General features: G+C 60.0%; 23 protein-coding genes. 11 read left to right on the forward strand and 12 right to left on the reverse strand.

Annotated elements, in window-relative coordinates; all coding sequences use genetic code 11:
• Positions 1–91: 91 nt before the first annotated feature.
• Together ACPW74_RS09055 and ACPW74_RS09060 are read left to right on the forward strand one after the other, a co-directional pair.
• Entirely contained in the window at positions 92–847 is a 756-nt protein-coding gene (locus ACPW74_RS09055; RefSeq protein WP_042017089.1) for a hypothetical protein, read from the forward strand.
• Between the two features lie 60 nt (positions 848–907).
• Positions 908–1,570, forward strand: a complete 663-nt coding sequence (locus ACPW74_RS09060) for a DUF2987 domain-containing protein (RefSeq protein ID WP_041211435.1) — start codon at positions 908–910, stop codon at positions 1,568–1,570.
• Positions 1,571–1,641: 71 nt separating this feature from the next.
• Here the strand turns inward: ACPW74_RS09060 and ttcA are convergent, their stop codons facing one another.
• The 12 genes from ttcA to ACPW74_RS09120 all read right to left on the reverse strand — a co-directional run bounded on the left by ttcA (position 1,642) and on the right by ACPW74_RS09120 (position 12,047).
• Positions 1,642–2,550 carry a tRNA 2-thiocytidine(32) synthetase TtcA gene (ttcA, locus tag ACPW74_RS09065; RefSeq protein WP_010674783.1) on the reverse strand — a complete coding sequence of 303 codons (909 nt, stop codon included), beginning with the start codon at positions 2,548–2,550 and terminating at the stop codon, positions 1,642–1,644.
• A 67-nt stretch (positions 2,551–2,617) separates the two neighbouring features.
• On the reverse strand, positions 2,618–3,565 hold the full coding sequence (uspE, locus tag ACPW74_RS09070) for a universal stress protein UspE (RefSeq protein ID WP_039040780.1): 948 nt from the start codon (positions 3,563–3,565) through the stop codon (positions 2,618–2,620).
• A 136-nt stretch (positions 3,566–3,701) separates the two neighbouring features.
• Positions 3,702–4,457: an FNR family transcription factor gene (locus ACPW74_RS09075; protein ID WP_010674781.1), complete on the reverse strand. Its 756-nt coding sequence runs from the start codon at positions 4,455–4,457 to the stop codon at positions 3,702–3,704.
• A 68-nt stretch (positions 4,458–4,525) separates the two neighbouring features.
• A complete protein-coding gene (locus tag ACPW74_RS09080; RefSeq protein ID WP_010674780.1) occupies positions 4,526–5,212 on the reverse strand; it encodes a sulfite exporter TauE/SafE family protein in 687 nt (228 codons plus the stop codon).
• Positions 5,196–5,402 carry a cbb3-type cytochrome oxidase assembly protein CcoS gene (ccoS, locus tag ACPW74_RS09085; RefSeq protein WP_041211434.1) on the reverse strand — a complete coding sequence of 69 codons (207 nt, stop codon included), beginning with the start codon at positions 5,400–5,402 and terminating at the stop codon, positions 5,196–5,198. Before ccoS ends, ACPW74_RS09080 begins: the two co-directional genes overlap by 17 nt.
• 82 nt (positions 5,403–5,484) lie before the next feature.
• Positions 5,485–7,881 carry a heavy metal translocating P-type ATPase gene (locus tag ACPW74_RS09090; protein ID WP_104453287.1) on the reverse strand — a complete coding sequence of 799 codons (2,397 nt, stop codon included), beginning with the start codon at positions 7,879–7,881 and terminating at the stop codon, positions 5,485–5,487.
• Positions 7,882–7,969: 88 nt separating this feature from the next.
• Positions 7,970–8,458, reverse strand: coding sequence for a FixH family protein (locus ACPW74_RS09095; protein ID WP_010674777.1), 489 nt, complete (start codon positions 8,456–8,458; stop codon positions 7,970–7,972).
• A gap of 113 nt (positions 8,459–8,571) precedes the next feature.
• Positions 8,572–9,561 carry a cytochrome-c oxidase, cbb3-type subunit III gene (ccoP, locus tag ACPW74_RS09100; RefSeq protein WP_039040785.1) on the reverse strand — a complete coding sequence of 330 codons (990 nt, stop codon included), beginning with the start codon at positions 9,559–9,561 and terminating at the stop codon, positions 8,572–8,574.
• Entirely contained in the window at positions 9,561–9,740 is a 180-nt protein-coding gene (locus tag ACPW74_RS09105; RefSeq protein ID WP_010674775.1) for a CcoQ/FixQ family Cbb3-type cytochrome c oxidase assembly chaperone, read from the reverse strand. Before ACPW74_RS09105 ends, ccoP begins: the two co-directional genes overlap by 1 nt.
• An 11-nt stretch (positions 9,741–9,751) precedes the next feature.
• Positions 9,752–10,366, reverse strand: coding sequence for a cytochrome-c oxidase, cbb3-type subunit II (gene ccoO, locus ACPW74_RS09110; RefSeq protein WP_010674774.1), 615 nt, complete (start codon positions 10,364–10,366; stop codon positions 9,752–9,754).
• A gap of 18 nt (positions 10,367–10,384) precedes the next feature.
• Positions 10,385–11,809, reverse strand: a complete 1,425-nt coding sequence (gene ccoN / locus ACPW74_RS09115) for a cytochrome-c oxidase, cbb3-type subunit I (protein ID WP_010674773.1) — start codon at positions 11,807–11,809, stop codon at positions 10,385–10,387.
• Complete coding sequence (locus ACPW74_RS09120; RefSeq protein ID WP_125117269.1) at positions 11,784–12,047, reverse strand: hypothetical protein; 264 nt, start codon at positions 12,045–12,047, stop codon at positions 11,784–11,786. The genes ccoN and ACPW74_RS09120 overlap by 26 nt, the downstream gene beginning before the upstream one ends.
• Positions 12,048–12,088: 41 nt before the next feature.
• Between ACPW74_RS09120 and ACPW74_RS09125 the strand changes: the two genes are divergently transcribed.
• The 9 genes from ACPW74_RS09125 to ACPW74_RS09165 all read left to right on the forward strand — a co-directional run bounded on the left by ACPW74_RS09125 (position 12,089) and on the right by ACPW74_RS09165 (position 25,744).
• Positions 12,089–12,547, forward strand: a complete 459-nt coding sequence (locus ACPW74_RS09125; protein WP_010674772.1) for a hypothetical protein — start codon at positions 12,089–12,091, stop codon at positions 12,545–12,547.
• Between the two features lie 108 nt (positions 12,548–12,655).
• A complete protein-coding gene (locus ACPW74_RS09130) occupies positions 12,656–13,114 on the forward strand; it encodes a GAF domain-containing protein (protein WP_010674771.1) in 459 nt (152 codons plus the stop codon).
• Between the two features lie 101 nt (positions 13,115–13,215).
• Positions 13,216–13,860 (forward strand): RNA chaperone ProQ, encoded by a 645-nt coding sequence (gene proQ / locus ACPW74_RS09135; protein WP_010674770.1) that lies wholly within the window; start codon positions 13,216–13,218, stop codon positions 13,858–13,860.
• An 8-nt stretch (positions 13,861–13,868) separates the two neighbouring features.
• Positions 13,869–15,884, forward strand: coding sequence for a carboxy terminal-processing peptidase (prc, locus tag ACPW74_RS09140; RefSeq protein WP_045524882.1), 2,016 nt, complete (start codon positions 13,869–13,871; stop codon positions 15,882–15,884).
• A gap of 129 nt (positions 15,885–16,013) precedes the next feature.
• Positions 16,014–18,638 (forward strand): aminopeptidase N, encoded by a 2,625-nt coding sequence (pepN, locus tag ACPW74_RS09145; RefSeq protein ID WP_319861326.1) that lies wholly within the window; start codon positions 16,014–16,016, stop codon positions 18,636–18,638.
• Positions 18,639–18,705: 67 nt separating this feature from the next.
• Complete coding sequence (locus tag ACPW74_RS09150; RefSeq protein WP_010674767.1) at positions 18,706–18,927, forward strand: DUF2835 family protein; 222 nt, start codon at positions 18,706–18,708, stop codon at positions 18,925–18,927.
• A 274-nt stretch (positions 18,928–19,201) separates the two neighbouring features.
• Positions 19,202–24,064 (forward strand): NAD-glutamate dehydrogenase, encoded by a 4,863-nt coding sequence (locus ACPW74_RS09155; RefSeq protein ID WP_323947160.1) that lies wholly within the window; start codon positions 19,202–19,204, stop codon positions 24,062–24,064.
• Between the two features lie 47 nt (positions 24,065–24,111).
• Complete coding sequence (gene pyrD / locus ACPW74_RS09160) at positions 24,112–25,122, forward strand: quinone-dependent dihydroorotate dehydrogenase (protein WP_039040791.1); 1,011 nt, start codon at positions 24,112–24,114, stop codon at positions 25,120–25,122.
• A gap of 85 nt (positions 25,123–25,207) precedes the next feature.
• Complete coding sequence (locus tag ACPW74_RS09165) at positions 25,208–25,744, forward strand: cell division protein ZapC (RefSeq protein ID WP_201972613.1); 537 nt, start codon at positions 25,208–25,210, stop codon at positions 25,742–25,744.
• The last annotated feature ends 215 nt before the right edge of the window (positions 25,745–25,959 follow it).

The raw sequence follows: 25,959 nt of genomic DNA on the forward strand, positions 1-25,959 counted from the left end.
AAAAACGGCTACGCATGCCGGTTCAAACCGCTATAATGTGCCACTTTGGATCAGTCGTCAGTGAATGTTGGACAGTCAATTGAGTAATAGAATGCGGATCGGTGGAACCCTCGAACAGTCCCTCAGCCAGGGATATCGTCTGGACCTGCAAGGGGTGTTGAAAGAGGGGTGGCAACAGACTCGTCGCACCGGTTTCGGATTGGCGCTGGCCATCGCCGGGGTCATGGCAATCTGGATCCTGCTGAGCAATACCTTGCTGACGCCCTATGTCGCCCGTGAAGGAGGGGATATGGATATGGCCCTGATCCTGAGCCTGCTGGTCACGGTGATCATGTCACCCATGACCTCCTCCCTCGACATGCTGGGGTTGCAGCAGTCGGTGGGGGTACGCGCCCGGCCGAGCCAGGTGTTCGACTTCTTCCGCCACTTCCTGCGCCTGGGCAGCCTGAGTCTGCTCGGCAGCCTCATCACCAGCCTGTTTGGACCCCTGTTCGAGCTGCTGGGTGTGCCTGTGATGCTGGCCTTCATCCCTTCCGCCCTGGTGGGCATGGGGCTGGTGTTTACCGTACCTCTGGTGCTGGAGCGCGGTCTTTCCCCGGCTCAGGCCATTCTGGTCTCCCTCAAGCTCTTTGCCCGGGGCTGGCCCAGCATAGTGCTGCTGCACGGGGTCATGCTGGCACTCTTCTTCCTGGCGCTCATCCCCATGGGGCTGGGACTTATCTGGGTGGCGCCGCTCTACTTCAACTGCAAGGGCATTCTCTACCGGGATCTGTGTGGGGTGGCAGTCGAAGTGACCGAGGTTGCCAGTGGCAACGACGGGCAGGGCCCGGATCATTTCAACGCATAATGGAATACCAGGGGTCAACCGGTGTCGACCCGCCCGGAGCATGATGCAAAAGGATGGCATATGAACAAGCGATACGGGATGGCGGCGCTCCTGCTGATGCCCATGCTGGGACAGGCTGAGCCGTCCCTTGAACTCGACTACGGCACCTTCTACAGCCAGATGAAGACCTTCGCCAAGGGGGAATTTGGCCACGCCAGACTGGGCTTTTATCTGGCCAGTCAACAGAACGGTCGGCGCTGCGGGCTCACCTCGGCCCGGGTCTCGACCCCGGACAGGGATGTGCCCGCCGAGGTCACGGTGGATGGCGAACTGCGTCTGCCCTATGACGATGATCTCAACCTCGACAAGGCGATCGTGGTGGTGGGGCTCACCGAGGCCCACGCCGCCTGTGATCTGTCGGTACAGGTGATGGCTGACGCCCCCGCCACACCCGAGGTGCCGCTGGCCGAACTTGTCTCGCGTCAGCAGCAGATGCAGCGATTGCTCGACAAGATGGCCGGCATGGTCGGCCAGTATTTCCTGCCCAAGATGGAAGGGGTGCGGATCTCCATGGTGGCGCCCGCAGGCACAGCCTACCTTGTGGAGGGTGCCCGTCAGGAGGCCGTCTCCTGGCAGCAGGGGCAACTGCTGCTCAGCAATGCGCAGCTGAAGGGGTTTGCCCAGGGCAAGCTGCAACTGCAAGGGGAGATCCTGCGCCTGACCCCCTGGCTACACAAGGAGTAGCGACCCGAGTCCGCAGATTGCCAGAATGAAAAAAGGAGCGCCTGGCGCTCCTTTTTTGTGGGTGACGGGGCTTAGCGCACCTCAATCACGTCCAGCATGTCCATCTCGTCGATGTCCAGCAGCGGCGCCTTGGGCAGCTCGGGCGGATCAAATGCCTTGTCGCCACCGTCGATGATGCCGGAGTCGCGATTGATGCTCTTGAAGTCAAACAGCTGGTGATCGAGCAGGTGGCTCGGGATCACGTCCTGAATGGCGGTGAACATGGTCTCGAGACGGCCTGGGAAGCGGCGATCCCACTCCTGCATCATCTGCTTGATGGCCTGGCGCTGCAGGTTCTCCTGGGAGCCGCACAGGTTGCAGGGGATGATGGGGAAGGCCTTGACCTCGGCATAGCGCACCAGATCTTTCTCCTTGCAGTAGGCCAGGGGGCGGATCACCACGTTCTTGCCATCGTCGCTCACCAGCTTGGGGGGCATGGATTTGAGCTTGCCACCGTAAAACATGTTGAGGAACAGGGTCTCGAGGATGTCGTCACGGTGATGGCCAAGGGCGATCTTGGTACAGCCCAGCTCCTGGGCGGTGCGATACAGAATGCCGCGGCGCAGGCGGGAGCAGAGCGCGCAGGTAGTCTTGCCCTCCGGTACCTTCTCCTTGACGATGGAATAGGTATCTTCTTCCACGATCTTGAAGTCGATGCCGAGAGTGCTCAGGTATTCGGGCAGCACGTGCTCGGGGAAGCCGGGTTGCTTCTGATCCAGGTTGACGGCCACCAGATCGAAATGGATGGGGGCGCTGGCCTTCAGGCTCATCAGGATGTCGAGCATGGCAAAGCTGTCCTTGCCGCCAGACAGGCAGACCATGATCTTGTCACCCTCTTCAATCATGTTGAAGTCGGCGATGGCCTGGCCCACGTTGCGCCGCAGACGTTTCTGCAGCTTGTTGAAACTGTATTTCTCTTTGGCGTTAAGCTCTTCTAGCATGGCCTCAAACCCGGGACAAAAATAAGCGGCTTATTATAGCCATGTCCCGGGGGAGGGCAAGAAACGCTTATGCAGGATGACGCCTGTCATCCACAGGGCAGCTGTAATCGTCGGGTTTGAGGATGAGAATGTCGCAGTTGAGCCTGTCCACCACGTGCTCGGCGGTGTTGCCAAGCAGGGCGGCAGAGAGGCCGGTACGGCCGACGCATCCCATGATCATCAGGGTGGCATTCAGATCGTCCGCCATGTCCGGCAGCACCTCCTCCGGCAAGCCTTCCGCCACCTTGGTCCACATGTGGTTGATGCCGAATTGATCGGCATGTTCCCGCAGCAGATCTTCATGGTGTTTGCGAATGGCATCGTTGTAGGCGTTGGGATCGAACTCTGGCAGTTCGATGGCGACATTGACCGGGGTGCCCGGGTAGGTGTTGACCAGATAGAGACTGGCACCAAGCAGCTCGGCGATGGCGATCCCCTCGCGGGTGATCCGCTCGTTAAGCACCTTCTGCTCCTTGTCATCGCTCGAGCAGTTGATGGCGGCAATCAGGTTGCCCCCCCGTTGCCAGTGCCCTTCTTTTACCAGCAGAACCGGACAGGGGCATTTGCGCAGCAGGTGCCAGTCGGTGGGGGTGAAGATGAAGGTTTGCAGGAAGGAGTGTTTGTGAGTCGCCTTGACGACCAGATCGTGACGCTGTTCCAGCACTTCCTGAATGACGCACTCGAAGGGACGGTTGTGCCAAAGCACTTTCACTTCGCATTCCAGCCCTCTGGCCCGATAGGGAGTTAGGATCTCGTCGAGCCACTCCCGACGCTGGGCGATGACACCATGGCGCATCTCTTCCCGCTCGTCTGCCGAGAGCATGGCGGTCATCTCGTAAGAGAAGTCGTAAATCGTCAGGAGCAGGGTCAGCTGGGCGCCCTCATCCAGCTCGGCGACCTTGACCGCGCGCTCGAGCGCGATCTGGCGCTCCTCCTCGGGATTGATCACCACCAGAATGTTTCGGTACTTGACCATGTTCTCCTCCTTGGTAAAAAGGCCAATGATGGCAACTCTTTAGCTATTACAGCTTAGTCCAAGGGGGGAGACGGGAAGGTGTGCCGGATCAAATTTCAGGGTGATCCGATCCGGCAAAAAAGGGAATAAACGGGGATTAACCGCAGGGAGGACGAGTGGCTCCGGCCATGACGCCCAAGGCAACGTTGTCAAGTACAGTAATGTATTTGCCTTTGACGCTGATGAGACCGGATTTCTGGAAACGGCCCAGCAGGCGGCTGATGGTCTCGACGGTGAGACCGAGGTAGTTGCCGATGTCTCCACGGGTCATGGAGAGGCGGAACTCCTTGGCGGAGAAGCCGCGCTCGGAGAAACGAACCGAGAGATTGTGCAGGAAGGCAGCGAGGCGCTCTTCGGCGTTCTTTTTGGAGAGCAGCAGTATCATCTCCTGGTCGCCCATGATCTCGTTGCTCATCAGCCGCATGATCTGCTGGCGCAGTTTGGGCATCTTGCCAGAGAGGTCGTCGAGCACATCGAACGGTATTTCGCACACCATGGCGGTTTCCAGCGCCTGGGCGAAGGAGGGGTGGGCCTGCTTGTGGATGGCGTCGAAACCGACCAGATCACCGGCGAGGTGGAAGGCGGTGATCTGTTCGTCACCCTGTTCGGTGATGGTGTATGACTTGATGGTCCCGGAACGTATGGCATAGAGCGACTTGAGCTCATCGCCGGCCTTGAACAACTCTTCACCCTTCTGGAACGGCTTTTTGCGCTCGATGATGCTGTCGAGCTGATCGAGCTCGTTATCGTTCAGGGTGAAGGGGATGCAGAGCTGGCTGATGCTGCAATCCTGGCAATGAATTGCACAGCCACCGCTCTGAATACGTCTGCCAGGTTTCTTGTCCGGGATCATAGGCTCAAATGAATAATTGATTTATATCAAACAAGTTTACCACCATCTCATCCGTTTTGGATAGGGTTTCAAAAGGACGCCATCCCGATCCAGAGGGTGTGGATCCCGTAGGCAATAAGCAGCAAGGCGCCCCCAAGGCGCAGGCTGCGCAGGGTGAGCCAGTAGCGCAATCGGTCTGCCAGCCCCCCTAGCGCAAACAGGGTCGGCAGGGTGCCGAGGCCGAAAAAGAGCATGATGAGTGCCCCGCCACTCGCGGAGCCTGCGGCAGCGCTCCAGGTCAGCATGGAGTAGACGAGGCCGCAAGGGAGCCAGCCCCATATCATGCCAAAGGGGAGGGCCTGCCTGGCTGATGTAAACGGGAGAAACCTGCCTGCCAGCGGCTTGATGAGAGGCCAGAACTTCGCACCGATGCGCTCGAGCAGCAAGACGCCATGCCACCAGCCAGCCAAGTAGAGGCCGAGCGCTATCATCAGCAGGGCGGCGATGAGGCGAAGCCCTGCCAGGGCGTGTTTGCCAGCGCCTATCTCCGTGGTGGTGGCGAGCAAGCCGCCCACCAGCGCGCCCGCCAGCACATAGCTCAGGATGCGCCCCAGGTTGTAGTTGAGCAGATAACCGAGCCTGCCCCAAAAATGCTGCTTCTCGGCAGGTATGGCCATGGAGAGCGCTGCGGACACGCCGCCACACATGCCGATACAGTGGCCGGCACCGGCAAGCCCGACCAGCAGGGCGCCCATGAGGTCAAGGCTGCTGGTCATGGGGCCTGTTTTCCTGTTCTGCTTGTTGTTCAGAGGGGGGCAAGGGGCGCTGCTCCTCGTCAAACAGGATGTTGGAGCCCTGCCTGTCGAGATCCTCGAACTGCTCGGAGCGGATGGCCCAGAAGAAGACGGCGCCGGCAATGACAACGAACAGGATGGCGATGGGGATGAGGACGAAGATAATGTTCATGGCGCGGACCCTGTGGTGAAAGGGGGATGATAACCCGGCGAGGCAAGAGGTGCCGCCACCCGGGAGGATGCCAGATGGCTGCTCACCGGTTGAGCCGCATGGAGTTGGTGACCACGATGAGGGAGCTCAGGGACATGCCAGCAGCCGCCAGATAAGGGGGGAGCCAGCCACTTGCAGCCAGCGGCAGCACAAGCAGGTTGTAGCCGATGGACCAGGCAAAGTTCTCCTTGATGATCTTGCGAGTGCGCAGGGCCAGGGCCCGGGCGGCCAGCAGACGGGAGAGATCGTCGGCCAGCAGGATGGCGTCGGCACTGTTCTTGGCCAGATCCGTGCCCCCCGCCATGGCAAAGGACGCGTGGGCGCCGGCCAGCACAGGGGCGTCGTTGATGCCATCTCCCACCATGATGCTGATATCCCCGGCCGCTTCCCGGGCCTTGAGATAGGCCAGCTTGCCGTCCGGGGTGACCCCTTTTACCAGCTCATCGACCCCCAGCTCACGGGCCAGCATGTCCGCCTGGTCCGAACCGTCGCCGGTGAGAATGGTGGTTTGCAGGCCTGCCTCCTTGAAGGCCTGGATCAGTGCACCGGCATCGGGGCGCAGCGTGTCGGCCAGGATGAAACGGGCCAGTAGTCCGTGTTCATCGGCCAGATAGATGGTCAGCCCTTGAGCGGCATTCTCTTCTTGCGCCAGTTCGAGCCAGCGTGCACTGCCGATGCGGTAATGCTTGCCCTCAATTACTCCCTGCACGCCGTGGCCGATGACGGGGGTGACGTCGCTGGCGGCGAGCGGCACCCCGTCCGCCAGTGGTTTGCTTCGAAACGCACGGGCGATGGGGTGCTCGGAGTAGGTCTCCAGGGCATGGGCGAGTGCGAGGCAGCGGGCTGCGTCGAGCTCGCCGAGGGGCTGGGTGCTCACCAGGCTGATGTTGCCCGTGGTCAGGGTTCCCGTCTTGTCCATCACGATGCGGTTGGCCCGGGTCAGAATGTCCAGCACGTGGCCGCGGCGCAGCAGGATGCCGCTGCGGGTCAGGTTGGCAGTGGCCGAGGTCAGTGCGGTCGGGGTGGCCAGCGAGAGGGCGCAGGGACAGGTCGCCACCAGCACCGCCAGGGTGACCCAGAAGGCCCGCTCGGGCTGATGAAAATGCCAGAAGGTCCAGACCGCGGCCGCAATGATCAGGAGCACCAGGATAAAGTGGCGCGACAGCACGTCCGCCAGTTGGGCGATGGCGGGCTTGTCGTCCAGAGCATGATCCTGCAGGCGCATGATCTGGGCCAGACGCGACTCTTCAATGGGATGGCTGACCCGGATCTCCAGGGGGGCATCGGTATTGATGGTGCCTGCATAGACGGGATCCCCGGCCTGCTTGAGCAGAGGCAACTGTTCGCCAGTCAGCATGGATTCGTTGAGGCTGGCCTGGCCCAAGGTGACGATGCCGTCTGCCGGCAGGGTGGCCCCCGCGAGTACCCGCACCCTGTCTCCGACTCGCAGCGTCTTGGCGGCCACCTCGTGTTCGCCGTCATCATCGATGCGGGTCGCCATGATGGGCACCAGACGCGCCAGGTTGGAGCTCGACTCCGACGCCTTGCGCCTCGCTCGTAGTTCCAGCAGACGGCCCAACAGCAGGAAAAAGACGAACATGGTGATGGAGTCGTAATAGACCTCACCCGTGTTGAAGACCGTGGCCCAGATGGAGGCGACGAAGGCGCCGATCAGTGCCAGCGACACCGACACATCCATGGAGAGGTGCCCCTGCTTCAGGCTGCGCCATGCCCCCACGTAAAAAGGCTGGGCCGAGTAGATCATGATGGGGGTGGAGAGCAGAAGGCTTATCCACTTGAAGTAGATCATGAACTCCTCTTCCACGCTGATGAAGAGGTCCATGTAGAGTGCCACGGCGCACATCATCACCTGCATGGAGCCAAGGCCGGCCAGCGCCATGCGGAACATGTAGCTGCGCACCTCTTTGGCGTAGAGCGCTTCCTGCTGATGAGTCTGGAAGGGATAGGCGCGATAGCCGACCCTGGCAAAGCCCTTGAGAATGTCGCTCAAAGAGAGCTGGGCCGGATCCCACTTGATGCGGGCGCGATGGGTGGTGGTATTGACGTTGATGTAACGCAGACCGCGCAGGGTCATCAGGTGCCGCTCGATGAGCCAGGCACAGGCGGCGCAGGTCAAACCTTCCACCGTCAGTTGGATCTCGCGCGTCGTTTCGCGACCCGTACCGGTGTCGGTGACGAACTCCTGCTGCACCTCCGCCAGATCGTAGTGGGTGAGGGCGGCGAGCTCTTCGGGCACCAGTTCCCCCTTGATGCCGGGAGCGGTGCGGTGTTCGTAATAACTGGCGAGGCCGCATTCGAGAATGGTCTGTGCCACGGCCTGACAGCCAGGGCAACACATCGGCTGAGCGATGCCTTTGATCTCGAGAGTAAAGTTACTGCCAGTGGGAACCGGTTCACCACAGTGAAAACAGCCGGTCATGGTGATCATCCCTCTTTGATGCAGCCCTGCAGGCCGGGTCGGGGAGAAGGGCGGCTGACCGGCGTGCCGATCACCCTGCCTTCGTGATTCAACGTCCCTTGGGATCGAGCTCAATCGCTGCCTGAGTCGGCAGTTGTGCCGTCTCCTGGAGGCGCCATTCATGGTTGAAGGCATCGACCCGCACGTGCCACTTGCCGGTGAGGGGCTTGTCGAGCATCAGGCGATAGACTCCCTTGCCATCGGCCGTCAGCAGATGTTCGCTGTCCAGGCCCGCCAACGTGGGATGAAACAGGGAGAGGTGCAGTGCCTGCCCGAGGGGGAAATCCCCGGACAGTGGATTTAACGTCAGCTCCTTGTCGCTGACATTGAGGGCGATACGGATGCCGAGCGCCTCGGCGCGATCGAACTTGCTGAGATCCTGGTTAATCTCCTTGCCCTGCTTGTAGTAGTCCTCCGCCACCAGGTTGACCCCATCCTTGCTGGCAATGATGGCGGTGGCGATGCTGCCTACCACGGCGGCGCAGGGGAGGGCGATGATGAACCAGGGCCAGAATTGGCGATACCAGGGTTGAGTCATGATGCTACCGAAACAAATGGTTAACGAAATGGCGGTAATTCAGCCAACACAAGATAGCAAAAAGCCTCGAAGAGTCGAGGCTTTTTGCTGATTAATCACGTGCTTATCACATGTTACTGCTGATTTTGCCGATCGTTGTGGGACAAGCTGTAAACGTAGGAAGCGAGCAGGTGTACCTTGTCTTCCCCCAGAATGTCCTTCCAGGCCGGCATCACGCCGTGGCGCCCGTGGGTGATGGTCTGTTCGACCACCTGACGGGAGCCGCCATAGAGCCAGATGTTGTTGGTGAGATCCGGTGCGCCGAAGGCGATGCCGCCCTTGGCATCCGGACCGTGGCAGGCGGCGCACATGGCAAAGCGTGCTTCCCCTTTCTTGGCTTCCACCAGATCAACCTTACGACCGGAGAGGCTCAGCACATAGGAGGCAACCTCTTTCACCCCGTCCTGACCCAGGATCTCGCCCCAGGCGGCCATGATCCCCTGACGACCGCCCATGATGGTGGTCTTGATCTGGTCGGGTGCGCCGCCCCACTGCCATTCGCTGTCGGTCAGGTTTGGGAAACCGCGACCACCGCGGGCATCGGAGCCATGACACTGGGAACAGTTTTGCAGGAACAGGCGCTGACCCACCTTCAGGGCTTCCGGATCCTTGGCGATCTCGGTGATCTCCTTGTAGCTCTTGCCGTCAGCCTGATAGGTCAGCTCGCGGAACTTGGCGCCGTAGATCTCGTCGGCCTTGGCGAGTTCCCGGTCGTATTCCACCGCGCGTCCTTCGGCCTTGGCAGACTCGGCCGCCGCCTTGGACTCGGCCAGGGAACGCACATCCTGGTTGGAGCTCTGCCAGCCCAGCAGACCCTTGAAGTTGCCAAGGCCCGGGAAGGCGAGCAGGTAGATGAGCCCGGTGACGATGAAGAAGAGGAACATATAGGACCACCACTTCGGCAGGGGATTGTTGATCTCCTCGATGCCGTCGAAGGTGTGACCCATGGGTTTGCCCTCTTCGGCTCCCATCTTGTCCTTCATGCACCAGGCCAGCAGCAGGAAGCAGCCGAGAATGGTGCCAAGGCTTATGACGGTCACAAAAATGCTAAACAGAGTGCTCATTATTGCTTCGCTCCTGCGTTCTTGTTATCAGCACTGGGTTGCTCGTCATCGGCAAAAACCAGGTTGGCGGCCTCGTCGAAAGAAGCCTTGCGGCGCTTGCTGTAGGCCCAGACGATGATGCCAATCATGATGACCATCAGCAGCAGGGTGTACAGGCCGCGAAATGTGCCGTAATCCATATCCCGACTCCTTATTTCAGGGCATGGCCCAGTGATTGCAGATAGGCGATCAGCGCATCCAGCTCGGTCTTGCCCTTGACGGCCTCACCGGCGCCAGCGATGTCGGCATCGGTATAGGGCACGCCGAAGTGATCCCGGAACAGAGCCAGCTTCTTGCCAGTCAACTCGCCGCTCAGCACATTGGTCTCGAGCCAGGGGAAGGCCGGCATGTTGGACTCGGGCACCACGTCACGCGGGTTGATGAGGTGGGCGCGATGCCAGTCATCGGAGTAGCGGCCGCCGACCCGGGCCAGATCCGGGCCGGTACGCTTGGAGCCCCACAGGAAGGGGTGCTCCCAGACGCTCTCGCCGGCAACCGAGTAGTGGCCGTAGCGTTCGGTCTCGGCGCGGAACGGGCGGATCATCTGGCTGTGGCAGACGGTGCAGCCTTCGCGGATGTAGATGTCGCGTCCTTCCATCTGCAGGGCGGTGTAGGGCTTGAGGCCCTCCACCGGCTCGTTGGTCTGCTTCTGGAAGAACAGGGGGGTGATTTCCACCAGGCCCCCCAGGCTGATGGCGAAGATGATGCCAATCACCAGCATGGGGACGCTTTTTTCAAAAATCTCGTGACGGTTGTTGTTGCTCATGCTTTAAACCCCTTCAAATCAGGCTGGCTGTGCGACGGGTTCCAGAGAACCCTTGGGCGCAGTGACGGTGCGATAGGCGTTGTAGGCCATCAGCAGCATGCCGGTGACGAAGAAGCAGCCACCCAGGAAGCGCACGAAGTAGAAGGGATAGGAAGCTTGCAGCGCCTCCACGAAGCTGTAGGTCAGGGTGCCGTCGTCGTTGACCGCACGCCACATCAGGCCCTGCATCACACCGGAAATCCACATGGCGACGATATAGAGCACGGTGCCCACGGTGGCCAGCCAGAAGTGGACGTTGATGAGCTTGATGCTGTACATGCGCCCCTGCCCGAACAGGTTCGGGATCAGGTGGTAGACGGCACCGATGGACACCATGGCAACCCAGCCCAGGGCACCGGAGTGAACGTGACCGATAGTCCAGTCGGTGTAGTGGGAGAGGGCGTTGACGGTCTTGATCGCCATCATGGGGCCTTCGAAGGTCGACATGCCGTAGAACGACAGGGAGACGATCAGGAAGCGCAGGATGGGGTCATAACGCAGCTTGTGCCAGGCACCCGAGAGGGTCATGATGCCGTTGATCATGCCGCCCCAGGAGGGCACGAACAGGATGAGGGACATCACCATGCCCAGCGACTGGGCCCAGTCAGGCAGGGCGGTATAGTGCAGGTGGTGCGGACCGGCCCAGATATAGAGGGAGATCAGCGCCCAGAAGTGCACGATGGAGAGGCGGTAGGAGTAGACGGGGCGACCCGCCTGCTTGGGCACGAAATAGTACATCATGCCAAGGAAGCCCGCTGTCAGCAGGAAGCCCACTGCGTTGTGGCCATACCACCACTGCACCATGGCATCCATGGCACCGGAGTACATGGAGTAGGACTTCATGCCGGAGAGCGGCACTTCCATGTTGTTGACGATGTGCAGTACGGCCACCGTGATGATGAAGGCACCGAAGAACCAGTTCGCCACATAGATGTGGGAGGTGGTGCGCTTGACCAAGGTGCCGAAGAAGACGATGGCATAGCTCACCCAGACCACGGCGATGGCGATGTCGATGGGCCACTCCAGCTCGGCGTACTCTTTGGAGGTGGTGTACCCCAGCGGCAGCGAGATGGCTGCAGACAGAATGATCGCCTGCCAGCCCCAGAACACGAAGGAGGCGAGGGGACCACCAAACAGCCGGACCTGACAGGTGCGTTGCACCACGTAGAAGGAGGTGGCCATCAGGGCGCTGCAACCAAATGCGAAGATGACCGCATTGGTATGCAGGGGACGCAGACGGCTGTACGTCAGCCAGGGGGTGTCGAAGTTGAGGGCAGGCCAGATCAACTGGGCTGCAATCAATACACCCACCGACATGCCGACGATACCCCAGACAATCGTCATGACGGTGAACTGGCGCACAACGGTGTAGTTGTACTCAGGGTGGTTTGTTGTATGGCTCATCGTTGTATTCCGCTTCCGATGCTGTTGTTAGTGTTGCCCGGTGTCCTGGGCCATTTTCACCCCGGTTTTGCAAAATCCCCTCGTTAACATCTGTTAATAAAAGGAAAAGCAAAAGGTGGTTAAATGAAAATCCATTGAGAATGATACTGAAATGACCGGTAAAATAACAGTACAAACAGTGATATATTTGGCTCCAGCGGGTCTCATGTCCGCCAGTTTTTACCTTGAGCCAGATCACGAAAATTACATTTTCTACGTACCTTACAGAGCTGTTTTTTCATGAAAGAGAGACTCACTTCACGCAAAATCGTCCACCTGTCCATGGTGCTGGTCATTTTGCTCTCCCTGATGGCCTATCGAACCTGGTTTTCAGGCACAGGAAGCGACCATGCAGAGGGCTCCAATGTTCAGATTTGTGATCTGTCCCACAGCCCCTGCCGCCTCATCGTCGGGGATCGCCCGCTGACGGTCAGCATCGATGGCTTGCCGATCCGCCCTGAACATGACTTTGTCCTGCGCCTTCAAGGGGGTGTGCCGGCCATTACGCCGGTCAAGGCCTGGCTCGAGGGCAAGGAGATGTTCATGGGGCTCATCCCCGTGCTGTTTGAAGCCAGCGATGCGGGGTGGCGAGGGGTGACCCAGGTGGGAAGTTGTACGGCAGAGGCGATGGACTGGCTCTTGACCATCGAGTGGAGCAATGGCCAGCGCCATCAACTGACGTTGGGCGCGGCACGTTGAACGGACTCTCATCGGGCCCCAGGAGGGGGGATAAATGAAAATTGATTTGAAATTTTCAGGCAGGACGGTACCTTGCATTGATTATCAAAGAGTGAAGTTCATTTAATCATGATTGAAAAACAAGCATTTTATCGCACGCTCAACCAGCAGGCCCAGGCATTGCTAGAGGGCGAACCCGACATGATCGCCACCCTGGCAAACCTGTCTGCCCTGCTCAATCAGGAACTGGCTGACATCAACTGGGTTGGTTTCTACCTGCTGCAGGGCGAGACCCTGGTGCTCGGCCCGTTCCAGGGCAAGCCGGCCTGTGTGCGCATCCCGGTCGGGCGCGGCGTCTGTGGCACTGCGGTTGCCGAGGGCAAGACCCAGCTGGTGGACGACGTGCACCAGTTCGCGGGGCACATTGCGTGCGACGGTGCCAGCAACTCGGAAATCGTGATCCCGCTGCGCCGTGGCGGGGAGATCATCGGGGTGCTGGACATCGACAGTCCAATCTTTAACCGCTTTGACGAGCAGGACCGGATTGGCCTCGAAGAAACGGTGCAAATTTTGGAAAGCATGCTCTAAGTCATTGCTAGATGGTTCGCAAAAGGTCCCAAGCTCTCTATAATGGGGCCTTTGTTGTGTTCGGGCATGCCCGTGCGTCTATATGAAAGCCAAGGTTATACATGGAAAACACTGAAAAGCTGAAGAACAGTAAAGAGATCGTCGCCTACCTGGTCGAGAAATTCCCGGCCTGCTTCATCGCTGAAGGAGAGGCCAAGCCACTCAAGATTGGCATCTTCCAGGATCTGGCCGCGCGTCTTGCTGATGACGAGAGAGTCTCCAAGACCATGCTGCGCTCTGCTCTGCGTCAATACACCTCCAGCTGGCGTTACCTGCATGGCCTCAAGGCTGGCCAGGCCCGTGTCGATCTGGACGGCAACCCGGGCGAGCTGCTCACCGAAGAGCACATCGAGCATGCCAAACAGGCGCTCAAGGAGAGCAAGGAACGTGTCTTTGCCAGCCGCCGCACCAACACCAAGGAGAAGGAAGACAAGCCCAAGCAGCCGCGTCGCAACGCGCCTCGCAAGGCTGACGCTCCCCGCTCCGACAAGCCCAAGTCCGCCCCTGCTCCCAAGGCTGCACCGGTCGCCGATGCGCCGCTGGTGAAAGTGGATGCCGCTACCCTGAAAGTCGAGCAGGGCGTGCGCGTCGTGCTGGGCAAGTCCCCTGTGCCTGCGACCATCAAGGAAGTGACCAAGGATGACGTACAGGTTCAATTGCAGACCGGCATGATGTTGCGGGTCAAGTTCGAGCATCTGGTTCTCTAAGGAGACGAATGTTGAAGCATGGCGTGATTCGTTTTTCACTCGTTGCCTGTAGCCTGGCGCTTGCCGGGCTCGCACAGGCCATCGAGCCGGTGCTCAAGGAAAGTGATTTGCCTGTGTTGGCTCAAGAGAGCCAACATGCTACGGCCAGCAAGCGAATTGCCAATCTGTTTACCCGCTCCCACTACAAACAGTTCAAGCTGGACGACGCCTTTTCCTCCGTGATCTTTGACAAGTATCTGGAGAATCTGGACTACAGCCGCAACCTGTTTCTGGCCTCTGACATCAGCCGTTTTGAGAAATATCGTACCGGTTTTGACACCGACCTCGAGCGAGGGCGACTGGCTCCGGCCTACGAGATGTTCAACCTGAGTCAGCAGCGGCGGTACGAGCGGTTCGAATACGCCCTCAAACTGCTCGACACTCCCTTCGATTTTACCCAGAAAGACAATTATGTCTTCGATAGGGAAGGGGCTCCCTGGCCCAAGGATGAAGCCGAGCTCAACGAGCTGTGGCGTCAGCGGGTCAAGTTCGATGCCCTGAGCCTCAAGCTCAGCGGCAAGGAGTGGCCCGAGATCAAGGAGCTGCTTGGCAAGCGTTACAACAACGCCATCAAGCGGATGTCCCAGACCGAGAGCGAGGACGTGTTCCAGCTCTTCATGAACTCCTTCGCCCGCGCCATTGAACCGCACACCAGCTATCTGTCTCCGCGCAGCGCCGATCGGTTCAACACCGAGATGAACCTCTCGCTGGAGGGGATTGGTGCCGTGCTGCAGGCGGAAGATGACTTCACCGTCATCCGCTCCCTGGTGCCCGGCGGCCCGGCGGCCAAGTCCAATCATCTGAAACCCGATGACAAGATCACCGGGGTGGGGCAGGACGACGGCAAGATTGTGGATGTCATAGGCTGGCGTCTTGACGACGTGGTCGAGCTCATCAAGGGGCCCAAGGGCAGCAAGGTGAAGCTGGAGATCCAGCGCGGCAAGGGCGCGACCGCCAAGACCGAGCTGGTGGAGCTGGTGCGTGACAAGGTGCGTCTGGAAGACAGAGCCGCCAAGTCCAAGGTGATCACCGCCGAGGGCAAGAAGATCGGCGTGCTCGAGATCCCGAGCTTCTACGTCAACCTGCACGACGACGTGATCAAGGAGATCTCCAGCCTCAACAAGCAGAAGATCGACGGCCTCATCGTCGATCTGCGCGGCAACGGCGGCGGTGCCCTGACGGAAGCTTCCGCCCTGAGCGGTCTCTTCTTTGCCAGCGGCCCCGTGGTGCAGATCCGTGATCACATGGGTCGCATCACCGTCAATGGCGACGACGACGGCAATGTCTACTACGGTGGCCCCATGTCGGTGATGATCGACCGCTACAGCGCCTCGGCCTCTGAGATCTTCGCCGCCGCCATGCAGGACTATGGTCGTGCGCTGATCCTCGGCGAAAACTCGTTCGGCAAGGGGACGGTGCAGCAGCATCGCAGCCTCGCCAAGGTCTATGACTTCTACGAGCAGCCGCTGGGTCACGTGCAGTACACCATCGCCAAGTTCTACCGTATCGATGGCGGCAGCACCCAGAACAAGGGGGTTGCTCCCGATATCGCCTTCCCGACCGCAGTGGCGCCGGGTGAGACGGGGGAGAGCCGCGAGTTCAACGCCTTGCCCTGGGACAAGATTGCCTCGGCCAGCTACGAGCGACTGGGGGACTTCTCCAGCCTGCTGCCCAAGCTGAAATCGGCCCACGAGGCGCGGATCACCAAGGATCCGGAATTTGCCTATGTGCTGCAGGACATCAAGGAGTATCAGGCGGACAAGGACAAGAAGTCGGTCTCCCTGAACGAAGCCGAGCGGCTGGCTGAACAGGCCAAACAGGACGAGAAGGCGCTGGCGCGAGCCAACGAGCGGCTGACTCGTCTTGGCAAGCCGACGGTGAAGAGCCTGGATGAACTGCCGACCGATTTCGAGGCTCCTGACGAATACCAGGTGGAAGCGGCCAACATCACGGCGGATCTGGCCACCCTCAGCAAGAAGAGCTGATGCTGGCAATGGAATGACAAGGGCGACTCGGGTCGCCCTTTCTTTTGCCTGAATGCAAACTATTTGACCCTGTCCGAGCCTTGTGACAGCCTCTGACACGTCAATAACAAAGCGTGGAAGCACACAATAATGACTGAACAACCTCAGGCCATGACGGCCAAATATCGCCAGGATTACCAGGCTCCCCTCTATTGGTGTGACAGCCTGGATCTCGATTTTCAGCTGCAAGAGCCCCTGACCCGGGTCACCGCCATCTCCCGTTTGCGTCGCAGCGGCGATCACAACGAACCCCTGGTGCTGGACGGCGAGGGGCTTGACCTTGTCAGCGTCAGTGTGGATGGCGTGCCCTATCAGCAATACGAGCAGGGAGAGAGCAGTCTGACCCTGTTCAACCTGCCGGCCGAGTGCGTGCTGACCGTGGTCACCGACATCGATCCCGCCGCCAACACGGCGCTGGAGGGGCTCTACAAATCCGGCGATGCCTATTGCACCCAGTGCGAGGCCGAGGGATTTCGTCGTATCACCTATTACATGGACAGGCCGGACATCCTGGCCCGTTACAGTACCCGCATCACCGCCGACAAGGCCAAGTACCCCTATCTGCTCTCCAACGGCAACAAGGTCGCGAGCGGCGATCTGGACGACGGTCGCCACTTCGTGCAGTGGCAGGACCCCTTCCCCAAACCGAGTTACCTGTTTGCCCTGGTGGCCGGTGACTTCGACGTGGAGCGCAACCACTTCATTACCAAAAGCGGCCGCCAGGTGGCGCTCGAGATCTTCGTGGACAAGGGCAACCTGGACCGCGCCGGTTTCGCCATGGAGAGCCTCATCAACTCCATGCGCTGGGACGAGCAGCGTTTCGGCCTCGAGTATGACCTCGACATCTACATGATCGTGGCGGTGGACTTCTTCAACATGGGAGCCATGGAGAACAAGGGGCTCAACATCTTCAACTCCAAGTTCGTGCTGGCCAACCCGGCCACTGCCACCGATGCGGACTACCACGGCATCGAGCGGGTGATCGGTCACGAATATTTCCACAACTGGACCGGCAACCGCGTCACCTGCCGCGACTGGTTCCAGTTAAGCCTCAAGGAGGGGCTGACGGTGTTCCGGGATCAGGAGTTCTCTTCCGATCTGGGGTCGCGCGGCGTCAACCGCATCAACAACGTGCGCACCGTGCGCGGTCCGCAGTTTGCCGAAGATGCCGGCCCCATGGCCCACCCCATCCGCCCGGATGTGGTGATCGAGATGAACAACTTCTACACCCTGACCGTCTACGAGAAGGGCTCTGAAGTGATCCGAATGATGCACACCCTGCTGGGGGAGGACGCCTTCCAGGCGGGCATGCGCCTCTACTTCGAGCGTCACGACGGCTCTGCCGCCACCTGCGACGATTTCGTGCAGGCGATGGAGGATGCCTCCGGGGTGGATCTCGCTCGGTTCCGCCGCTGGTACAACCAGTCCGGCACCCCCGAGCTCACCGTGACCGACGAGTACGATGCCGAAAGCGGTGTCTATCGTCTGCACGTGAGCCAGCACACGCCGCCGACCCAGGATCAGCCACAAAAGCTGCCGCTGCATATCCCCCTCGACATCGAGCTCTACGATGAGCAGGGTGCCGTTATTGCGCTGCAATACCAGGGCAAGGCCATTGGCAATGTGCTGGACGTGCTGGAAGCACAGCAGACGTTCGAATTCGATCGGGTACCGGTCAGGCCAGTACCTTCCCTGCTGCGGGACTTCTCCGCCCCGGTCAAGCTGCACTATGACTACAGCGACGAGGCCCTGGCCTTCCTGATGCGCCATGCCCGCAACGAGTTTGCCCGCTGGGATGCGGCCCAGATGCTGATCAACAAGGCGGTGATCGACGGGGTTGCCCGGGTCCAGCACGGGCAGGGGATTGCACTCTCCCACACCCTGCTGGCGGCCTTTGTCGCCATTCTGGACGAGGCTGCACTGGATCCCGCCCTCAAGGCAGAGATCCTGGCCCTGCCGGGGGAGGCGACCCTGGCCGAGCTGTTCGAGGTGGCCGACATCGACGCCATCCACCAGGTGCGCAACGGCATTCAGACCGCATTGGCCCACGCCTTTGGCGACCGCCTGCTGGCGTGCTACGAGAGCCTGCGTCTGCCGGCTTATCAGGTGGTCCATGCCGACATGGCCAAGCGGGCCCTCAAGGGCGTGGTACTGGGTTATCTGGCGGCGCTGGATGCCGCGAAGGCCGATACCCTGGTGCGCGAGCAGTACGGGGCTGCCGACAACATGACCGACACCCTGGCGGCGCTCCAGGTGGCCAACAGCCATCTGCTGCCGTGCCGCGCCGCGCTCTTGGCCGACTTCGAAGGCAAGTGGGCCCATGATGGCCTGGTACTGGACAACTGGCTGCGGCTGGTGGGGGCCAAGCCGGCCAAGGATGTGCTCGATGACGTGAAGCAGGCGATGGCGCACCCGACCTTCAGCATCCGCAACCCGAACCGGCTGCGGGCGCTCATCGGCAGCTTCGCCATGAACAACCAGGTGCAGTTCCACGCCGCCGATGGCAGCGGCTACCGCTTCCTGACCGATCTCTTGATCGAGCTCAACGAGGTCAATCCTCAGGTGGCGTCCCGCCTCATCACCCCGCTTATCCAGTTCAAGCGGCTCGATGAGGGGCGCAAGGCGCTGGTTCGCGCCGAGCTGACCCGCCTGGCCAACCTGGACGGGCTGGCGCGGGATCTGTTCGAGAAGGTGAGCAAGGCGCTGGCACAGTAAGCGTCACGACGGCGGGCAGGGGAGTCTGGCTCTCCTGCCCGTTTTTCATGGATGACCAGGAGGTGACATGAGGCAATACACTTTTCGGCTCTCCCTTGGCCGCGACGAGATCATGCTGATGTACCAGGGGCAGGTGAACCGCCTGGTGGTACGTACCGAGCAGGGTCTGACCCTGGAGCTGGGGTTGGAGAAAATCCGGCGTTTTGTGTCGGAGAGCGGCGTTCACGGCTACTTTCGACTGAAAACCCAGGACGATCATCGCTTCATTTCCCTGGAACGCATAAATTAACAAAACTTGAACATCAATCCGGGTAATTATCTGCTTTAAGTCACTATCTATCCGGCAAATGGCGCGGCATCCAGTGGGATTTTCTGAATTTTGCCAACTTGGCAAAATTTATCACAACCCAAGCCGTGATCTGTCCCTTGTTTTTAACATCCCGTTATCACCTTTGCTCGCCTTCCTTGATCCAAGCCATTACACTTCGCTGCAACTCTGTACCGGTGGGCATCCTGGGTGGATGTCGCCGTGTCTGTGATGTCGTCCGATAAGGAAACTAGCAATGGCATTGAAAGACGCCCCTACCTCCGTTCTGCTCGAAAACGTTCTCAGTCTGATCCACCAGAAATTGCCGAAAAACAGTGCCTCCCTGGTCGAATGTTTCGTTGCCAAGTTCTACGGCAACATGGCCAGCACTGATCTGCATGACCGCAATGACAGCGATCTCTATGGCGCCGCCCTCAGTCTGTGGAATGCCCTCAACCACCGTACCGGCATCGAGCCCTATATCCGGGTCTACAACCCCGAGCTGACCCGCCACGGATGGCAGTCTCCCCATACCATCGTCGAGATCATCCTGCAGGATTCCCCCTTCCTGGTGGACTCCATCCGCATGGCCCTCAAGCGTCTCAATATCACCGCCCACATGATGCTGCACCAGCCGCTGCACCTGATCCGCGGCGAAGGCGGCAAGATTGGCGCCATCCTGGATCTGGACAACACCGCAGAGCAGACCTCGGTGGAAACCGCCTTCCTCATCGAAATCGATCACCTGACCGGTGAAGAGGAGATGGACGCCCTGACTGCCGAGCTCAACTCGGTGGCGCGGGAAGTGGCCCTGGCGGTGGGAGACTGGCAGCCCATGCTGACGCGCCTGAACGAGATCATCGAGGAGCTGCCCAAACGCAAGAACCCGGTCAGCCAGGCCGAGGTGGACTCCTGCGTCGCCTTCCTCAAATGGGTGGCCGCCCACAACTTCACCCTGATGGGTTATCGTCGCTACGACGTCAAGGCGGTGGAGGGGGATCACGAGATCCTGCCGCAGCCCGAGTCCAGCCTGGGGCTGATGAAGAACTCCATCAAGGACGAAGGCCAGCGCCTCGGCACCATGCCCGCCAGCGCCCGTCACGCGGCCCTCAGTTCCGACTTGCTGATCCTCACCAAGTCCAACAGCAAGTCCCGGGTGCATCGTCCGGCCTATGTGGATTACATCGGCATCAAGCGCTTCGACGAGCACGGCAAGGTGGTGGGAGAGGATCGCTTCATCGGCCTGTATGCCTCCTCCATCTACAACACCAGTGCGACCCAGATCCCCCTCATCAGCCACCGCCTCGAGCGCATCATGGCCGCCTCCGGCTTTGAATCGGGCTCTCATGCCTACAAGGCGCTGCTGAACGTGCTGGAAACCTACCCGCGCGACGAGCTGATCCAGGCCCGTGAAGAGGAGCTGCTGGCCACCGGTCTCGGCGTGCTGGAGATGCAGGAGCGGGACATGCTGCGCCTGTTCGTGCGCCGCGACGTCTACGGCCGCTTCTTCTCCTGCATGGTCTATGTCACCAAGGAGCGCTACAACACGGCGCTGCGGGTCAAGACCCAGCAGATTTTGCAGAAATATTTTGGCAGCAGCATCGATGTGGAGTTCAACGTCTACTTCACCGAGGGCGTGCTGGCACGGACCCACTACATAGTGCGGGTCAACAACAACAACGTGGATGTGGATGTGAACGAAGTACAGAACAACCTGATTGAAGCGGCCCGCAGCTGGGATGACCGCCTGGATTCCGTGCTGCTTTCCCACTATGGCGAGGCCCGCGGTAACGAGCTGCGCCGCCGTTTCAGCACCGCCTTCCCCCGTGCCTACAAGGAAGATGTGCTGCCGGGCTCTGCCGTCGCGGACATCATGGCCCTGGATGGATTGAGCGAGGCCGAGCCGCTTGGCATGCTGTTCTACCGCGCCCAGGAGGAGGAGAACGATCGCCGGGTACGCCTCAAGCTGTTCCACCGAAGCGAACCCATCCACCTCTCCGACGTCCTGCCCATGCTGGAAAACATGGGACTGCGCGTCATCGGCGAGACCCCGTATCAGGTACGGACCCCCACCGGCGAGGTGTTCTGGATCCTCGATTTCTCCATGCTGCTGCGGGGCGAGCAACCGTTCGATCTGGAGCAGAGCCAGCAGCGCTTCCAGCAGGCCTTCGCCGCCATCTGGAACAAGACCCTGGAAGATGACGGCTTCAACCGTCTGGTGCTGGGGGCCGGCCTCACCGGTCGTCAGGTATCCGTGCTGCGGGCCTATGCCAAATACATGCGCCAGACCGGCGTCTCCTTCAGCCAGTCCTACATCGAGGAGACCCTGACCCGTTATCCGGACATCGCCCAGCTGCTGTTCACTCTGTTCGAACAGCGCCTGGATCCGGCCATCAAGCAGGATGCCAAGGTGCCATCGCAAGATGCCAAGGCATCCGCCAAGCTGCATGAGCAGCTCGCCGCCAAGCTGGATCAGGTCGCCAACCTGGATGACGATCGCATCATTCGCCGTTATGTGGAGATGATCGACGCCACCCTGCGCACCAACTACTACCAGCTGGACAAGGCGGGCAACATCAAGCCCTACATCTCCTTCAAGCTGGCCCCCTCCAGCATCACCGATATGCCGCTGCCGCTGCCCAAGTTCGAGATCTTCGTCTACTCCCCACGAGTGGAAGGGGTACACCTGCGCTGGGGCAAGGTGGCCCGTGGCGGCCTGCGCTGGTCCGATCGCAAAGAGGACTTCCGCACCGAAGTGCTGGGTCTGGTGAAAGCCCAGCAGGTGAAGAACACCGTCATCGTGCCGGTGGGCGCCAAGGGCGGCTTCTATTGCAAGCAGATGCCGGCAAGCGCCCCCCGTGCCGTCATTCAGGAAGAGGGCAAGGCCTGCTACCGTCTGTTCATCCGCGGCCTGCTCGACGTGACCGACAACATCATTGGCGGCGAGGTGATCCCGCCAAAATCCGTGGTGCGTCACGACGAGGATGATTATTACCTGGTCGTGGCCGCCGACAAGGGCACCGCGACCTTCTCCGACATCGCCAACGAGATAAGCCTCGAGTACGGCCACTGGCTCGGCGATGCGTTTGCCTCCGGCGGCTCGGTCGGCTATGACCACAAGAAGATGGGCATCACCGCCCGCGGTGCCTGGGAATCGGTCAAGCGCCACTTCCGTGAGATCGGCATCAACTGCCAGACCACCGACTTCACCTGCGTGGGGATAGGCGACATGGCCGGCGACGTGTTCGGCAACGGCATGCTGCTCTCCGAGCACATCCAGCTGGTGGGCGCCTTCAACCACATGCACATCTTCGTCGACCCGACCCCGGATGCGGCCGGGAGCTTCGTCGAGCGCAAGCGCCTGTTCGAGCTGCCCGGCTCCAGCTGGGATGACTACAACCGTGAGCTCATCTCCAAGGGGGGCGGCATCTTCCTGCGCTCTGCCAAGTCCATCAAGCTGAGCCCGGAAATGCAGACCCTGCTCGGCACCGACAAGAGCGGCATGGCCCCGAACGAGCTGATCAAGGCGCTGCTCTGCCTGAACGTCGACCTGCTCTGGAACGGCGGCATCGGCACCTATGTGAAGAGCGCCCGCGAGAGCGACGCCGATGTCGGGGATCGCAGCAACGACGTGCTGCGCGTCAATGGTCGTGACCTGCGTGCCCGCATCGTGGGCGAGGGTGGCAACCTGGGCTTCACCCAGCTTGGCCGGGTGGAGTATGCGAGCCAGGGTGGTCGCATCAACACCGACTTCACCGACAACGTGGGCGGGGTGGATTGCTCCGACAACGAGGTCAACATCAAGATCCTGCTCAACCAGCTGGTGGCCGCCGGGGATCTGACCCTCAAGCAGCGCAACCAGATGCTCTACGAGATGACGGATGCGGTGGCGCAGGTGGTCATCACCAACGCCTACCGCCAGTCACAGTCCATCTCGGTGACCGCCTTCCGTGGTGCCGAGCAGCTGAAAGAGCAGCAGCGCTTCATCCAGGGGCTGGAGCGGGAAGGCAAGCTGGACCGGGCGCTCGAGTTCCTCCCCTCCGACGAAGAGCTCTCCGAGCGGATGGCGGCAGGGCAGGGGCTGACCCGACCCGAGCTGGCGGTGCTGGTGGCTTACGGCAAGATGGTGCTCAAAGAGCAGCTCAACTGCCCGGAAGTGACCGACGAGCCCTTCCTCGCCAACATGCTGGTCACCAGCTTCCCGACCCAGTTGCAGCAGCAATTTGGCGCGGCCCTGGCCCAGCACCCGCTGCGAGGCGAGATCATCGCGACCCGGGTTGCCAACATGCTGGTCAACGACATGGGGCTCAACTTCGCCAGCCGGATGAAGGACGAGACCGGTGCCTCGGTGGCGGAAGTGGCCTGCTGCTTCGCCATGGCCCGGGAAGTGTTCGGCCTCGGCGCCCTGTGGCGTGACATCGAAGGGTGTGACAACGGGGTGGATGCCCAGACCCAGCTCGAGCTGATGTTCTACAGCCGCCGCATCGTGCGCCGCGCCACCCGCTGGTTCCTGCGCGCCCGCAACCGCAGCTGGAGCATCGGCGAGAACATCGCCTTCTTCCGCCCGGCCTTCGAGACCTTGAGTCAGCACCTTTATGAGGTAATGGACGAAAGCGAAGTGGCCGAACACAGCCAGGCGGTCGCCGCCCTGATGGAGAAACAGGTGCCGGAGGCCATCGCCCGTCGCGTGGCCCACATGAGCAGCCTCTTCTCCTGCCTGGATCTGGCGCAGATTGCCGCGGAGCACAAGACCGACATCCTGCGGGTTGCCAATGTCTACTATCGCCTGGGCGCCAAGCTGGATCTGCACTGGTTCCTTGAGCAGATCAACCATCAGCCGGTGGGCAACCACTGGCAGGCGATGGCGCGGGCCTCCTTCCGCGAAGATCTGGACTGGCAGCAACGCAGCCTCACCTCCGTGGTACTGGAAGGGTGCAAAGAGCAGGGGGAATGCGCTACCATACTGGCCGACTGGATTTCGGAGCATGAGCAACTCTTGTCCCGTTGGACCCACATGTTGGCCGACTTCAAGACCACGAGCACTCACGAGTTCGCCAAGTTCTCGGTGGCCTTGCGAGAGTTGAACCTGCTCCAGTTGAATTGCCGAACCTCGGCATAACCCCAAAAGCCCCGGCCAGTTGCCGGGGCTTTTTTTAAGGAGCAAGCATGCTGTACCCACTCGCCAGGCATTTCCTGTTCAAACTCAATCCGGAGCAGGCTCACGATCTCTCCATCAAATATTTGCCCCGCCTTCTTGGTACCCCGCTTGATTGTTTCTTCCGCCACTCTCTGCCCAAACGCCCCGTCACCGTCATGGGGCTTAATTTTGCCAATCCGGTGGGGTTGGCCGCCGGTCTGGATAAAGATGGAGAGTGCATCGATGCCTTCGGCGCCATGGGGTTCGGTTTCATCGAGGTCGGTACCGTGACCCCCAGACCCCAGAGCGGCAATGACAAGCCACGTCTCTTCCGGGTGATCCCGGCCGAGGGGATCATCAATCGCATGGGCTTCAACAACAAGGGCGTCGATCACCTGGTGGCCAAGGTGAAAGAGGCCAAATATCAGGGGGTGATCGGCATCAATATCGGCAAGAACAAGGACACCCCCATCGAGCAGGGCAAGGATGATTACCTTCTCTGCATGGACAAGGTGTATGACCACGCCGGTTATATTGCGGTCAATATTTCCTCGCCGAACACCCCGGGTCTGCGTCAATTGCAATATGGCGATGCACTGGATGAACTGCTGGCCGCATTGAAACAGCGTCAACAGGAGCTGGCCGAGAAATATAAAAAGTATGTGCCGCTGGCCGTGAAAATTGCCCCGGATCTGTCACTCGATGAAATAGATCAGGTAGCCGCCTCTTTGATCAAGAACCGTATTGATGGTGTCATCGCCACCAATACCACTCTGGAGCGGGAGATGATATATGACATGCCCCATGCCGCAGAGGCTGGCGGGCTTAGCGGTCGTCCGCTCCAGCACAAGAGCACCGAGGTGATCCGCCACCTGGCCAAGGCCCTCGACGGCGCCCTGCCCATTATCGGTGTGGGTGGTATCGACAGCGCCATGGCGGCTCGGGAAAAACTGGCGGCGGGTGCCAGTCTTGTCCAGATTTACAGCGGCTTTATTTATAAAGGGCCGAGTCTGGTCAAAGAGATCGTTACCCATATTTAAAAAATAACCGGTTGCCCTTATTTAACGTTGCTCAAATTCTCGACATGGAATAAAGTCGAGGGACGGCTTAGATAAGGGCACCACCATGTGTATTCAACCCAATGACAATTGGCAGTGGCATTATGACGCTCAGGATGATCGCCTGATGCTGGATTTGTCCGATCGCATGATATTTGCCACCGAATATAAAGGTCGGCAACTTGTTCCCTGTTCTTTCACCACCCAGCCTTTTTGTGTGGATGATGCCGCCCTCTATTACCAGTTGATGGACAAGGCCGCTGAACTCGACTGGAGTACGCCCCACCAGGTCCAGCTGGTCCTCAATGCCATCGCCGTCAGCCGTTTTTATAAACCCCTGATGCCGCAAAGCTGGTTCTTTCATGAACAGCAGGCTCACGTTATTCCGGAGATGGGATCCCTGGTGTGGATGGATACGCCCCATGGTCGGGGGGAATTCATGGTCATCGAAGCCGGCGATCAGGCGAGCGTTTGCCTGAACCTGACCGACGAGCTGGTGCTGACCAACAGCAAGACGCTGTCGCGCTTTGCCGTGATCAAGGTGATGAATAACCGGATGCAAGCCAGAGTCCGGGCACAGACACAATATCGGGAAGTGGGCTGACGAGGGGCCGTTATATGGCGACGAATAAGTCCGTTATAGGTCTGCTATATTGGTCTGATATTTAAGCGCTCAGTCTCTCTCTTGTTCCATTATTTGTATTTTCTCCTCGTCAGGTCGTCACGACCGTTTTCTGCCCGGTCCGGGCAAGATTTTCGAATTCTTTACGAATGTGATGGTAGACAGCTGCCAGCCAAGAGCGGGATCCTGTCGCCCGC

It is taken from the genome of Aeromonas sp. INTO2 (assembly GCF_049860605.1).
GTDB classification, from domain to species: Bacteria; Pseudomonadota; Gammaproteobacteria; order Enterobacterales; family Aeromonadaceae; genus Aeromonas; species Aeromonas caviae.